The sequence below is a fragment of the Sphingomonas sp. R1 genome (genome assembly GCF_025960285.1).
Lineage (GTDB): Bacteria > Pseudomonadota > Alphaproteobacteria > Sphingomonadales > Sphingomonadaceae > Sphingomonas.
The window spans coordinates 33050-46328 of sequence record NZ_CP110113.1 but is presented as its reverse complement, the minus strand read 5'-3'; the positions used below and the strand labels follow the sequence as shown (position 1 = coordinate 46328).

Sequence of the window (13279 nt, the reverse complement as noted above, 5' to 3'; positions counted from 1 at the left end):
TTACGCCCTAAATCTCTTAGTGATCGTCATCCGATCGGCATGTTCATGATGTCCCGATGAGCGGACAGCAGCTTGTTCCGGACTTGCAGGGTCGCCTCGAAAGTAATGGATGCGCGGCTCTGGATGAGCGCGACGGTTGCAATGTCGGTGGTTTCGCCACGCTCATATGCTTCGGTGACGACATCCTCTTGCTCTTGGGTCTCGTTGACCTTCGCGACCACGGCATTGAGGGTGTCGGCGAAGTTCGACGCCGGAGCGGTCGGCGTCACGCCGGGCGGTGCCGTCGGCTGCGCCTTACGCAAAGCGCGGCTTCGCGCGATCACTTCTGCCCGAATGACCATCACATTCGAGATCGACGTGTCAGACATCGTTTCTCTCCCGTTCCAGTGCGACGTGTCGGAAGACAGGACGGTTCATCGGGTGCCCTCCCGTTCGCAGATTCGGGTGCGGCCCTCGCCTTCCACGACGGTGAGCTGCGACCCCTTGAAGGTCGCGGTGGCTGTCTCGCCGACATATTGGAGGCTCTGCGCTGGCGCGGTCAGCGTCATGGGCACGGCGCTGCTGGAGCGCCGAAAATCGATCTGCAGGCCGTTGTCCTTGTAGTCGACGAACAGCGGTTCCCCGTCGGAACAGCGATAGGGATGGCGCCCCATTTCCCCGGTCGCCACGGCGCTGTCGGACGAATGGATTTGCTGCTCCGTTGGCGGGGCTGGCGGCTTGCTTTCCGTGCAAGCCGCCAGCCCGACAACGAGGATGAGGGCGGGCAGTACCCGCTTCAACGGCATCATCGCGCCTTCCTCCTGTAGCGGGAGGGGACGTGCTGACGATTGATCCCACGGGCAGGCTGACCCACCCGCCAGCGCAGATAGGTTGCGAGGCGATCGTCAGCCTCGATCATCAGGGACCGCAGACGACGCAACATCATCGCCGCGAACGGCAGAGACAGCGCCCCGCCCAGCCTGCAGCTATGTGTTAGCCTAGTGCCACCATCGTCCCCTGCCAGCTCGTACCGTTCTTCGAGCGTGAACAGATAAGGGATGCCGCAGGACCAAGCGAAGGCGCGCGGCTTATCGAATTGATCGACCCGGGCCGGCGTCCGAATTGGCCGGGTGATGCCCTGGATCGCGAAGGTACATTCCGTTTCGCCAAGCTGGCACGGGTTGTCGAGGAATACGAGCGGACTCCAAGCCCGACGATGATCCGGATCGGTGATCGCCGACCAGATCCGCAGTGGCCCGCCGTGAAGCATTGAGCTGGTTTTGGTGCGAGGCATATCCCCATCTCCCAGAGATGAGCGGGGCGATCGCGGATCGCCCCGCGCACCCATCAGGCCAAGTTGTTCACGAAGGTCTGACCGTGGTCGTCCCCTTCATGCTCCTCATTGTAGTGCTCGGGCTTCTCGATCACTTTCTGCCCGAACCGGGTGTAGAGCGTCGGCAGCACGAACAGCGTCAGCAGCGTCGCCGAGATCAGGCCGCCGATGACGACGGTCGCCAATGGCTTCTGCACCTCCGCGCCCGCCCCCTCGCCAAGCGCCATCGGCACGAAGCCGAGGCTTGCGACGAGCGCGGTCATGACGACTGGCCGCAGACGCTGCATTGCGCCGACATGGGCCGCCTCCTCGCGCGATAGCCCCGACCGGATCAGATCCTGGATTGAGCTGACCATGACGAGGCCGTTGAGGACCGCGATGCCCGACAGGGCGATGAAGCCCACCGCCGCCGAGATCGAAAAGTCCATGCCGCGCAGGAAGAGCAGCAGAACGCCGCCCACCAGCGCGAATGGCACGCCGGTGAAGACGATCGCGGCATCGCGGACCGATCCCAATGCGCCATAAAGCAGCAACAGGATCAGGATGAAGCAGGCCGGAATGACCAGCTTCAGCCGCTCGCTCGCCGATTGCAGGTTCTCGAACTGACCGCCCCATTCGAGATAGGCACCGGCAGGCAGCCGGACCTGGCTGCCGATCGCCGCCTGCGCGTCTGCAACGACGCTACCGACGTCGCGACCACGCACGTTGGCTTGCACCACCACGCGCCGCTTCCCGTTTTCGCGGCTGATCTGATTGGGACCGTCGACGACCTTGATGTCAGCGACACTGGACAGCGGCACATAGCCGCCGCCTGCCACCGGCACCTGCACCTGCTGGAGCAGGCCGATGTCGGCGCGCTGCGCCTCCGACATCCGGATCACCACCGGGAAGCGGCGGTCGCCCTCGAAAATCTGGCCCGAGGTGCGTCCGCCGATTGTCGCGGTGACGGTATCCTGCACATCCTGCGCGGTGACGCCCAGGCGCGCCATCGCGTCACGATTGACGCGAATGTCGAGCATGGGCAGGCCCGTCGTTTGCTCGACCTTCACGTCCGCCGCGCCCTGCGTTTTGCGCAGTACGGCGGCGATTTGCTCGGCCGTCCGGTTCATCGTGTTGAAGTCGTCCCCGAACACCTTCACCGCGATGTCGCCGCGCACGCCGGCGATCAGCTCGTTGAAGCGCATCTGGATGGGCTGGGTGATCTCATAGGCGTTGCCCGGGATCTTCGCGAGATTTCCCTCGATCCGGCTTACCAGCTCCTCCTTGGGAAGCTCAGGATCCGGCCAATCCTTGCGCGGCTTCAGGATGACGAACATGTCGGTCGCGTTCGGCGGCATCGGGTCGGAAGCGAGTTCCGCCGTGCCCGTCTTGGAATAGACGAACGCCACCTCCGGCTGCTTCGACATCATCCGTTCGATCGGCACCTGCATCGCCTGACTTTGCTGGACCGACGTGGCGGGGATGCGCAGCGACTGGATCAGCAGATCGCCTTCATCGAGCTGCGGCAGGAACACCGAGCCGAGCGTCGTGAAGGCGAGCGCCGCCACGACAAGGCTCGCGACACCCGCGCCGATCGTCAGGGTCGGGCGCTTCATGGCCCGGTCAAGACCGGGCTCGTAGCGCTTCTTCAGCCACGTGATGATGCGGCCGTCCTTCTCCTCAACCTTCTTCGACAGCCAGATCGCGATCATGGCCGGCACGAAGGTGATCGAGAGGATGAAAGCGAAGGCGAGCGCGATGATGACGGTGAGCGCCATCGGCACGAACGTCTTGCCCTCCACGCCGGTCAGCGTGAGCAGCGGCACGTAGACAAGGACGATGATCGCCTGCCCGTATACCGAGGGACGGATCATCTCGCGCGCGGCGGCCGCCACGGTCGCGAGCCGTTCCCTTACGCTCAGCAAGCGGCCTTCATGATGCTGTTGCTCGGCAAGCCGTCTCAGCGCGTTCTCCACGATGATGACAGCGCCGTCGACGATCAGACCGAAGTCGAGCGCACCGAGGCTCATCAGATTGGCCGAGACGCCGGCACGCAGCATCCCGAAGCCGGTCAGCATCATGGTGATCGGGATGACCAGCGCCGCGATCAACGCCGCGCGGAAATTGCCGAGCAGCAGGAAGAGCACGACGATGACCAGCACCGCGCCTTCCGACAGGTTCTTGGCGACCGTCTTGATCGTCGAGTTGACCAGCTCGGTGCGGTTGAGCACCGGCTGAACCACGACGTCGGGTGGCAGCGAGGCGTTGATCGACTTCAGCTTCTCGGCGACCGCCGTGGACACGACGCGGCTGTTCTCGCCGATCCGCATGATCGCGGTGCCGACAACGACTTCCGTGCCGTTCTCCGAGGCCGAACCCATGCGGATCGCCTGACCCGTCTTCACGGTCGCGACTTGTTCGACCGTGATCGGCACGCCGTTACGTGTCGCGATCACGGTCCTGGCCAACTCGCCGGCATTGCGCACGAGCGCATCCGAGCGGACAGCCAGACCTTCGCCATTGCGATTGACGAAGCCGCCGCCGACGCTGGTGTTGTTGCGCTCCAGCGCATTGCCCAGGTCCGTCAGCGTGATGCCGAGCGAGGCCAGCTTCTGCACATCGGGCACGACGAGGAACTGCTTGGCGTACCCGCCAATCGAGTCGACGCCGGCGAGGCCCGGTGTGTTCTTCAGAAGCGGCGTGACGATCCAGTCCTGCGCGGTGCGCAGGTAGGTCGCCTTGTCCTCTTCAGTCGTCAGTCGCTCACCCTCTGGCGTGATGTAACTGCCATCGGGCTGTTGGCCCGGTTCACCGGGCTTGTGCTTGTCGTCCTCGCGATGCTCGAGCCGGACGGTGTACATGTACACCTCGCCCAGGCCCGTCGCGATCGGACCCATTTCGGGGTTCACGCCATCGGGCAGGTTCTCTTGCACGCCCTGCAGACGCTCGCCCACCTGCTGGCGGGCGAAATAGATGTCCGTAGAGTCGGAGAAGACCGCAGTGATCTGCGCGAAGCCATTACGGCTCAGCGAGCGCGTATATTCGATGCCGGGCGTGCCGGCGAGCGCGGTTTCGATCGGGAACGACACCTGCTTCTCGACCAGCTCGGGCGAGAGCGCGGGTGCGCGGACGTTGATCTGCACCTGGTTGTTGGTGATGTCCGGCACTGCGTCGATCGGCAGCCGGTAAAGCGAAAATGCGCCAATGACGGCGACGATGGCGGTGAGCAGCAGGACAAGCCAGCGCTTCTCGACCGCCCATGTGACGATGCGGGCGATCATGGCTTAATCCTCGTGGCTCGCTTCGCCCTTGCCGATCTCGGCCTTGAGCGTGAAGCTTCCGGTGGTGGCGATTTGTTCGTTGCCGGTGAGACCCGAGCGGACGATCACCGTGTCGCCCGACGCATCGCCGAGCTGCACCGGGGTCGCCTTGAAGCCCGTAGGTGTGCGAACGAACACGACCGACTTGCCCTCGAAGCTCTGCACCGCCGTCGTCGGCACGCGGATTGCGCCGCTACCGCCGCTGCCCGTGAGCTGGACGGCGGCCGTCACCGGCTCGCCGACCCGCCATTCGCCGCCCCGGTTGTCGAGGGTGGCGAGCGCGGGCACGAGCCGCGTTTGCGGATCGAGCGCCGGCGACACGAAAGTGACGCGCGCGGTCGCCTGACGGCCCGCCGCCTTGACCAGCACCGTGTTGCCGGGACGCACCCGACCCGCATCCTCAGCCTTCAGGTTGAGGGCGATCGACACCTGGCTCAGGTTCGCAATGCGATAGAGTTCCGCGTCCGCCGCGACCGTCTGTCCCAGCGTCACGGGGCGAGCAATGATCTGGCCCGAGATCGGCGCGGCGATGCCGAGCCGGTTGAGACCGCCGCCGCCGACACCGGCGGCCGACACCATGCTCTGCGCCTGAGTCAGCGCGATCCGCGCTTCCGTCGCCGCCGTGCGGGCAGCGATCAGATCCTGCTCAGGGGATACCTTCTGGGCGAAAAGCCGCTGCTCGCGCACGAGGTTCGAATTGGCGAGCTGAAGCCGTGCCCGTGCTGCCTCGACCTCGCCCTTGATCTGCGCCGCCTCGCGGCTCTCGATCACCGCGATGGTCTGGCCGCGCCCGACCGACTGGCCAAGGTTGCGCGTCAGCGCGACCACTCGTCCCGCGATCGCGGCCGAGACGACTTGCGTCCCTTGGGGGTCGCCCTCGATGATCGCGGGAAGCTCGATCGTTCCGGCTCCGCCGATGATCGGCCGTCCGACCTGGACGCCCGCCGCCGCGATCTGATCGGAACCCAATGTGACGACGCCTTCATAGGCGTGGCCGCCTTCGGCACCGCCCTTTTCCGCGCTAGCAGCCGCTTCGTTGCCGGCCGCCCCATTGGCGGCCGCCTCGTTCCCGGCGTCCTTGCCACCACAGGCAGCCAACAGCAGGGCGAGCGACGCCGCGCCCGCGAGATAGAAACTCTTAATCACTGATTTCTCCCATTCGGCGCAGGAGCGGTCAGTCGCTCCACTTGCGCGCGGGCATTCTGGTACTTGGCGAGCGCATCGATCGCGGCGACCCGCGTTTCAGCGAGTGTGCGTTCCGCATCGAGCAGTTCGAGCTGGCCGAACTTGCCCTCGCGATAACCGATCCGCGCGATGCGGGCCGCCTCCTGTGCAGCCGCCAGCGCTGGCCCCGACGCCGCACGAGCCGTCGTTGCGGCATTGGCCGCCTGCGCCTGCGCGTCCGTGATCGCCTGTTCGATGTCGAGCGCGGTCACGCGACGTTGTGCATCCGCCTGCGTCCGCTGCGCGGTCGCCTGCGCGATCGCCGCGCGACCATTATTGAACACTGGGATCGGGATCGACACGGTGAACACCGCCGCCATGTCATTGGTCGCTTCCAGTCGGCGGATCGCAGGCCCGACATTGAGGTCAGGGACGCGATTGGCGCGAGCAAGCCGAACGCCCGCTTCCGCGATCGAGAAATCCGCGTTCGCCGCCGCCAGCGCGAGCGTGCCGGTCGCCTCGACCGGTGCCACCGGTCCATAGATGTTCGCCCCCGGCAGGCGATCGAGCAGCGTGTCATCGAGCGCACCGTCAATCGGTCGACCGATCCGGCGCGCCAGATTGGCCCGCGCCGCCTCCGCCAAGCGAAGCTGCCGCTCCACATTGGCGTCGGCATTGATGCGCGCGACATCTGCGCGCTGTTGCTCGAGCGGGGAGGCCCGCCCCGCCTGCACGCGAACGCTCGCGGCCCGCAGCGCGTCGCTGGCGATCCGGGCCTGGTCGCGGGCTGTTGTAACCCGGCGATCGGCCGCGACCGCCTCGACATAAAGCTGCGTCACCTGAAGCCGGACATCTGCCGCGATGATCGCGGCCTGGATTTCGGCCCGGGACAATTGCGCATTGGCGACCGCGACGCGGGCGCCGCGCTTGCCGCCTAGCTCGATCGGGATCGCAAAGCCGACCGTGGATTCCGCGCTGCGGACCCCACGATACGGCCCCGAGCCGATGACATTCTCAACCTGGCCTTGGAAAACCGGGTTGGGCCGCAGTCCGGCGACCGTGCGGCCCGCACGGGCCGCATCGACCGCAGTTGTCGCCGCTTCGGCAGCAGGGGCCGAACCGCCCGCTGCACTGACCGCTTGGTCAAGTGTGTAGACCGGCGCGTCCTGCGCAAAAGGCGCGGATGGTCCGACCTGCGCCTGCGCCATAGTGGCGCACGACGCTGCGGCCAGCATGGCCGCGAGGATACGATGCATGAAAATAGGACTCCTGACGATGATCGACAGGGGCGCGCCAATGCGCGCCCAAATCGGACGTCAGGCTTGGGGGGGCCTCAAATGGACCATGCCAGTGCGGCCATCGAGCGACGCAGAGGCGGAGATTGTCGGCTTGGGCATCGTGAGGACGTGGGTATATTCCATCGTCATGCGCGACGGCGCACCAACATCATGACCATGACAGTTGTGATGGTGCGGGACGTTCTTGTCCGAATCCGACGGCACCTCGTCGATGTCGCCGGCGGTATGAACGGTAAACTCAACGCCCGCGATGCTTCCCCCCGCCAAATCGGCGGCATGAGCCATGCCGGAGAAGCTGGTTAGGACCAGCATCAGGCATGTGAGGAGAGGCAAAAAGGCTCGCACGAACCCGCCCCTATCACGGAAAGGTTTCCATGTCATTGCAATAACTCGCGAGCCGGTGCCTTCGCGGCACGCCATGCCGGCCAGGCTTCCCCAAGCACGCGCCATGCCGAGCGCAGGAAGATCACGGCGATCAACCCGCCGACGATGATGTCCGGCCAAGCCGAGCCGGTCAGGCCGACTAATCCGGCAGCCGCGAGAACCCCGACGTTTGACGCGACATCATTGCGCGAGCACTCGAACGTGCTCGACATGTTCACATTCTCGCGGCGGAAGCGCCAGAGCAGCGCGAGGCAGATCAGGTTCGCAACCAGCGCGGCGCTGCCAACCCCGAGCATCAAGCCCGATGCCGGAGGAACGCCGTTCGCAATCTTGTCAGCGATCTCGAAAATGACTGCGACGCCGAAAGCCAGGATGATGCCACCCTTCGCCAGTGCTGCCCCCGCCTCCCAGCGCGCACCCCGATGCAATGCATAGAGACTGAGCGCATAGACCACCGCGTCGCCGAACATGTCGACCGAATCCGCCATCAAGGCAGAGGAACGCGCGACGACGCCGCCGCCAAACTCGACCACGAACATCGCGAGATTGATGAGCATCACGATGATGAGCACGCGGCGCTGCTCGGCCTTGCGACCAAGTTCCGCGATCGTGTCGCGTTTTGATGAGCAACATGCGTCTGCCATTATCGAAGCTCGATTCGTGGATCAGACGCCCTATATGAACCCTCATCCTACTAGAGGGTCAAGAGGTTCGGCGATGAAAATCGGTGAGATCGCAAAGCGCACTGGGTTGAAGATAGAGACGGTCCGTTTCTACGAGGCAGAAGGGCTGGTTCCCGCTCCCATCCGTAGCGGTGGCAACTATCGACTCTATGATCGCTCGCACCTTGATCGCCTGTCGTTCATCAAACGCTCGCGTGATCTGGGTTTCACCCTGGATCAGGTTCGTGCGCTCCTGCGGCTTTCAGATGATCCGCGCGGTTCCTGTGCCGAGGCCGACCAGATAGCTGCGGTCCACATCGCGGAAATCGATCGCAAGCTGGCCGACCTTACAGCGCTGAGGTCGGAAATCGCGCAGTGGGGTGACACCTGCAACGCCAGCATCGTTGCCGAATGCAAGGTTATCGACGCCCTGTCGCATTGAACCAAACCAAGTTGGGCGCGACCCTGCCGGGCACGGCTCTATCGGCGCCCTGGCGTGCGCCGACCGAGCCACCGTGCCGGCGTCTCGGCCCAAAGGGTAACGATCCTCGCGTGAGGTGTGCCACATGGCACACCTGTCGCCGCTGCCCGATGGGCGCGACTTCACTCGCCTAGCGCCGCGGCCCTCCCCCGGAGGCCCGCCAGCGCGGGGAACACCAAGGGCTGCTGCCCTTTCGTTCCCGAAGGAAAATAGACGCCCCCGTGTTGTCCGCCAAGCGCGGCACCCGACGCCCTGATGGGCGTCGGCCGCGCTAGGGCGGCCTGCCCGCGCCAAGGCCATCGATTTTCCTCCTCCCTCCCCATCCCGCTCCTCGCCGGAGAGGCAGACCCGGTCGCTGCGGCAACCGGCTTTCAGCCGCAGGAAGAAGGAGAAAGGACAATGGCTTACACCCGATACAAGGGCGATCCCTACTGGAAACGGGCCAAGGTGGGCGGGACCAGTGCAGACGGCACCCCCTACGCCAAAGGCGACCGCGTGTTCTTCTATCCACGATCCGGCGCGACCTACGCAGGCGACGCCGCGACCCGCGCATCAGCCGAGTTCGACGAGCTGGCAAGCCTCGAAGGCTGATCCATTCCCCCAACCAGGTGCTCGGCAATGGCCTCGAGCTCCGCGGCTGAGGCTCGGTCGCGGCGGTGGTCGACGGCGCGGCGGCGATGAACGCTCGCCGGGCAGCGTCGAATACATCACCCCGATCGCCGCCTCCGTCGCTGAAACCGACATCGTAGGCGGCCCTCTCGCTGGCCTTCTCACCGTCATCTCGCCGGCACTCTCGATACGCCCATCCGGATCGCGCTGCGTACCACCCCTCCGCATATCGGACCGCCTCGTTCCAATCGAGCCTATGTGTGTCCCGTCCCCGGAGGATGGCCAGATCGCGATCGTCGATCGTGCCGGCGTCAGCCTTCCCCTCGATAAATGCAAAGTTCCGCGCACGGCGGGCCCGCTCCTGCTCCTTCTGCATCGCGTCGTGCATCGGCCGCATTGCGGCAACGCGGGCGCGCGTGCGAAGCATCCGTTCGTCGAGAGCCGCGCTCGGCGGCAAGTCTGGATATTCCCGCCAAATTGATGCCAGGGTCTCGGCATCGCAGGCGCTGCGGCCGCGCGCCATCCACGTCGCCGCAGAGGTGGGATCGAACTGTTCCATCGACCTACATCCCATCGTGGTTGAATTATCATCGAAATCGCGCGCAGTCTTGAGCGGCTAGTCCTGGCCTAGCTTCACCAGATGCTCCCAGCAGGCCGCGAGAGCATCGTCGAGCGTCGCGCACTCGCCAAGCTTCTGCGAGCTCGATCCTGCGGCGGTGATTACCCGTGCATGCGGCTCCCATACCGGCTCAGCCCATTCTTCCGGCCACGCATGGAAGCCATAAGGGTAGGCCACGATGGAGAACGGGGCCCACAGGCGCGGGTGTAGGTTCGTCAAACGAGCAGAAGGGACGCTCATGGTCGCCTCACATACCGTAGAGTTGGGGAGGGAGCCGGCGCGCCGCGCCCTCGGGGTGCGGTTAGCCGAAGAGCGTTTCCGCCTGATCCGGCATGGCGTAGTCGAGCTGCAGCTCGTGGACGATCCGCCGTGCGAACCGCTGCGGATCCACCAGTTCGCGAACGCCGGCGAAGTGGTTGCGGCCGCCGGTATAATCGGCACGTCCCCGGCAGGTCCGGTAGAGGACTTCCCTATCGAGACCGCACAGGCCCAGGCTGAGCTGCACGTAGCACTTCTCCGTGTGGAGGATGATCTCGCCCGAGACTGCGGGACCGCCCCGGCAGGACCGTACCTCGTACTGCCCGCTTTCCAGCTGCAGGGCCTTGGCCAGCGCGCGCATCGCCTTCTGCCCCTCTGAGTGGAAGGCGTTCTTCGCTGGTGCATCGAAGTCCACGCCGCGGTGCGCGAGCGTCACCAGGACTGGCGCGCCCCGCAGTTCCTTGATCGCCTGCATGCACCTGCCCTGCAGCTCGACGGGGCCGGGTCGCGTGTCACATACCGCGGCGAAATGGCGCGCCAGAAGAATGACTGCAGGATCTTCCTCTGCGCTTACGCCGGCGTTCCGGCAGTCGTCCATGGCCTTGCTGATCGCGTGGAGCGTGCTGCCAATCGTGGTCAGCGCACTGGGATCGAGGGCCTGCTGGTGGCGGAAAGCAACATCGAAGGTCATGGGATGTCTCCGGGGAAGCGGAGCGCGAAATCACGCTCTCCCCTTCCCTTCCCCCTCTCCTCCTGAGCGTCCTGCGAGCTCCCGACCAGTGCGGAGCAGGGTAGTTGCTAGCGCCTGCGCCGCTCGCAAGAGAGCCGCGCGCCCTTCCGCCAGCGGCTCGGCTCGATGAAATCGCCGCCATGGATGCCAAGGTGCTTCGCTTCTGCCTGGTCAAACGCGGCCTGGTAGCGCCGCGCGCGGGAAGGATCGGTCTTCAGGAAGTTGGGTGTCGGCACGGCGTATCCGGCGGCGATCATCGCTTCTCCGAGGTCCTGGCCGCCTACGTCGACGGCAGCGATCGGCCGCCCATAGCTCTGCTGTCCCGTCAACCGGATCGACACGGGGCCTCGCTTCATCAGCTTGGATGCGAAGTCCTGGGCGGCCTTGCCGCAGGGCCAACAGGACGAACCCTTCGCGCAGAGCGCTTTGCGCTCGACGGCATCCGCGCCAAACAGGCGGAAATCGACGGCAATCGTGTCCCCGTCGATCGCGTGCGCCTGCGCCTCGAAGCCGTCGCGGTCGCGCTGACCTGGGCGTCACCTCAAGGTTTGTGCGCCAGACAACGATTTGGCAGACATAATGCGAACATCGGCTAATTAGCGAGCTTGAGGCGCGACATGGGATCGTTGAGCTGGCGGAATTCACCGCCAGGCGGACGCTCCGCCTGCCCTCAAAGGCAGCCGCCGGGCAGGCTACGCCGCGGGGTACGATGCTACTGACATGGCCAAGCCTTCGCTAACGAGCGTTCAGCTCCGGCCACCATATGAACACTCATAAAATAGCTATTCTGCTCCGCCCAGCGTAAATATGCCGCGCGCAGCGCCGATCGGTCATAGCGTGGAGCGCGGCATTCCGCTTTTCGCGCGACGATCATCATGTCGAGCACGCCTTGGAGGTAAGCGCCGCATCGCGGCTCATTCGCTTGACAGCTTACGAACAACGCCGAGCCCGTCGCCGACGCGGGTTCGGTTTGGCCGATCGCACTATCAGGCAGGGCGGCCAAAGCGGCGCATAACAATATCCATCGCCTTGGCCGCATTTTCGTCTCCTATTCCGCAGTATCATTTCGGAAGGGGCGCACGGCCCTCGACGGCCGGCGCCCCGTGCTGATCCATCATTCGCGGCCGAGCACCTGGCCTTCGGGCGTGACGAACAGTTCGATCGTCTTTCCGTCGCTGTTCTTGCCCTTGATTTCATAGAGCGTGCTTCCGTCCGCCTTTCGGGTGACTTGCTCCGCTTTGCTTATTGACGCGAGTTGCGCGCGTGCCGCGTTCATCGCGGCCTCGGGCACCTGAGCAAGCGGGATGTCTCGTTCGCTGTGCTTGCCGATTATCCGGTTTTCGTTCGCCTCGTGGTTTTGCGCGATCGCCACGCCCGCGATCGCCAGCGCGGCCGCGCCCACGCCTGCGACAACAGTGAGAGTTCGTTTGCTAGCCATGTTCCATTCCACTTCCTGCATAAGGGCCGTGGGGTCGGGCGGGCGGCGGTTACGGCCCAATGAGCCGTCGTCCGAGTTCAACTCCTCTGAATGTTCATCCTGTCGAGCGCCGCGCGCAGCCCACGGGCGAGCTTGGTTGCGTCGTCGTTGGCCCAGAAGTGCATGAAGAACAGCCGCGGCTCGTCGTTTAACATATGATTATGCAGCGCCGTGACCTCGATCCCGTTCGTCCGCAGCACGCGCAGGACCGGATCGACCTCGTTTGCGACAAGTACGAAATCGCCGGTGATGGCGGCTCGGCCGTCCCCGGTTGGCTGAAAGTTGATCGCGGTCGCCGTGCCCATCGTCGGCGGAGTCTCCATATCGCCGTCCATCAGCCGCTCGGCGCGCGGAAAGCTGTATTGGAGGATGCCACCGGCCGTCTTGCCCTCACCGCCCATCAACCGGTTGAGCGCGGCCACATCGAGGTCGAGCCGCGATGCGGCTGCGCTGGCCGAAGGCGATTGCGGCGCGGCGAGCGGGGTCCGACTGGCTGATAGCGCTTGCCGGAGCGCGGCCGCGAGCTTCACCGGGTCGCCGTGGCCGGCAATGTGCATGTACATGGTCGCAGGCGAAGAGCGGAGCAGGTGATTGTGGAGCGCGGTGATCGTAAAACCGCTTGCGAGCAGGCGGCTCAAAACGGGGTTCACCTCGTCGTGGGTCAGCACGAGATCGCCCATCACCATCGCCTCGTCGCCCATCGGCTGAAACGCCGCCCAAGAGCCGAGCGCGAGGGAGGGCTTGATCGTCACCCCATCCAGCGTGACGCTCAGGTCCGAACGCGGGAAGCTGTAGCGGTGAACGCCCCCCGGCTGTTCGGCCCCCGCTCGTCCTATCGCCCGGTCGACAGCCGACCAGTCCGGCGCTGCCCATGCCGGGCTTGCCAGCAGGAGGCTGGCGAATCCCAAGGCGATGGTCTTTTTCAGCATAATTGATCCTTCATCAGCGCACTCGACACGGAAAGCCTCACGTCATGCGAGCGCGCC

At 65.1% G+C, this 13279-nt stretch carries 15 protein-coding genes; 2 read left to right on the top strand and 13 right to left on the bottom strand.

Going from position 1 to position 13279, the window contains the following annotated elements; translation table 11 throughout:
- Positions 1-26: 26 nt before the first annotated feature.
- From fliE to OIM94_RS19595, 8 genes are all read right to left on the bottom strand, one after another.
- Positions 27-368 (bottom strand): flagellar hook-basal body complex protein FliE, encoded by a 342-nt coding sequence (gene fliE, locus OIM94_RS19630; protein ID WP_264610255.1) that lies wholly within the window; start codon positions 366-368, stop codon positions 27-29.
- Positions 369-413: 45 nt separating this feature from the next.
- The gene (locus OIM94_RS19625; RefSeq protein ID WP_264610254.1) at positions 414-788 is read right to left on the bottom strand and encodes a hypothetical protein; all 375 of its coding nucleotides are present in this window, start codon (positions 786-788) and stop codon (positions 414-416) included.
- Entirely contained in the window at positions 785-1273 is a 489-nt protein-coding gene (locus tag OIM94_RS19620; protein ID WP_066721792.1) for a polyketide cyclase, read from the bottom strand. The genes OIM94_RS19625 and OIM94_RS19620 overlap by 4 nt, the downstream gene beginning before the upstream one ends.
- A gap of 53 nt (positions 1274-1326) precedes the next feature.
- Entirely contained in the window at positions 1327-4572 is a 3246-nt protein-coding gene (locus OIM94_RS19615; protein ID WP_264610253.1) for an efflux RND transporter permease subunit, read from the bottom strand.
- 3 nt (positions 4573-4575) lie between these two features.
- Positions 4576-5754 (bottom strand): efflux RND transporter periplasmic adaptor subunit, encoded by a 1179-nt coding sequence (locus OIM94_RS19610; RefSeq protein WP_126002930.1) that lies wholly within the window; start codon positions 5752-5754, stop codon positions 4576-4578.
- A complete protein-coding gene (locus tag OIM94_RS19605) occupies positions 5754-7031 on the bottom strand; it encodes a TolC family protein (RefSeq protein WP_264610252.1) in 1278 nt (425 codons plus the stop codon). Before OIM94_RS19605 ends, OIM94_RS19610 begins: the two co-directional genes overlap by 1 nt.
- Before the next feature lie 60 nt (positions 7032-7091).
- Positions 7092-7385: a hypothetical protein gene (locus OIM94_RS19600; protein WP_066721798.1), complete on the bottom strand. Its 294-nt coding sequence runs from the start codon at positions 7383-7385 to the stop codon at positions 7092-7094.
- Between the two features lie 65 nt (positions 7386-7450).
- On the bottom strand, positions 7451-8101 hold the full coding sequence (locus OIM94_RS19595; protein WP_053556561.1) for a cation transporter: 651 nt from the start codon (positions 8099-8101) through the stop codon (positions 7451-7453).
- 73 nt (positions 8102-8174) lie between these two features.
- On the opposite strand from OIM94_RS19595, the gene OIM94_RS19590 reads away from it, so the two are divergent.
- Together OIM94_RS19590 and OIM94_RS19585 are read left to right on the top strand one after the other, a co-directional pair.
- Entirely contained in the window at positions 8175-8561 is a 387-nt protein-coding gene (locus OIM94_RS19590) for a MerR family transcriptional regulator (RefSeq protein WP_019368266.1), read from the top strand.
- A 438-nt stretch (positions 8562-8999) separates the two neighbouring features.
- Positions 9000-9191, top strand: a complete 192-nt coding sequence (locus OIM94_RS19585; RefSeq protein ID WP_053556559.1) for a hypothetical protein — start codon at positions 9000-9002, stop codon at positions 9189-9191.
- 938 nt (positions 9192-10129) lie between these two features.
- On the opposite strand, the gene OIM94_RS19580 is transcribed toward OIM94_RS19585, so the two are convergent.
- From OIM94_RS19580 to OIM94_RS19565, 5 genes are all read right to left on the bottom strand, one after another.
- Positions 10130-10777 carry a hypothetical protein gene (locus tag OIM94_RS19580; protein ID WP_066721810.1) on the bottom strand — a complete coding sequence of 216 codons (648 nt, stop codon included), beginning with the start codon at positions 10775-10777 and terminating at the stop codon, positions 10130-10132.
- Positions 10778-10884: 107 nt separating this feature from the next.
- A complete protein-coding gene (locus tag OIM94_RS20220; RefSeq protein ID WP_413716419.1) occupies positions 10885-11271 on the bottom strand; it encodes a thermonuclease family protein in 387 nt (128 codons plus the stop codon).
- Between the two features lie 257 nt (positions 11272-11528).
- Complete coding sequence (locus tag OIM94_RS20215) at positions 11529-11855, bottom strand: Rap1a/Tai family immunity protein (RefSeq protein ID WP_223178489.1); 327 nt, start codon at positions 11853-11855, stop codon at positions 11529-11531.
- A gap of 75 nt (positions 11856-11930) precedes the next feature.
- Positions 11931-12335 carry a PepSY domain-containing protein gene (locus OIM94_RS19570; protein WP_228165648.1) on the bottom strand — a complete coding sequence of 135 codons (405 nt, stop codon included), beginning with the start codon at positions 12333-12335 and terminating at the stop codon, positions 11931-11933.
- Positions 12332-13222, bottom strand: a complete 891-nt coding sequence (locus OIM94_RS19565) for a DUF1259 domain-containing protein (protein WP_264610250.1) — start codon at positions 13220-13222, stop codon at positions 12332-12334. Before OIM94_RS19565 ends, OIM94_RS19570 begins: the two co-directional genes overlap by 4 nt.
- Positions 13223-13279 lie beyond the last annotated feature (57 nt).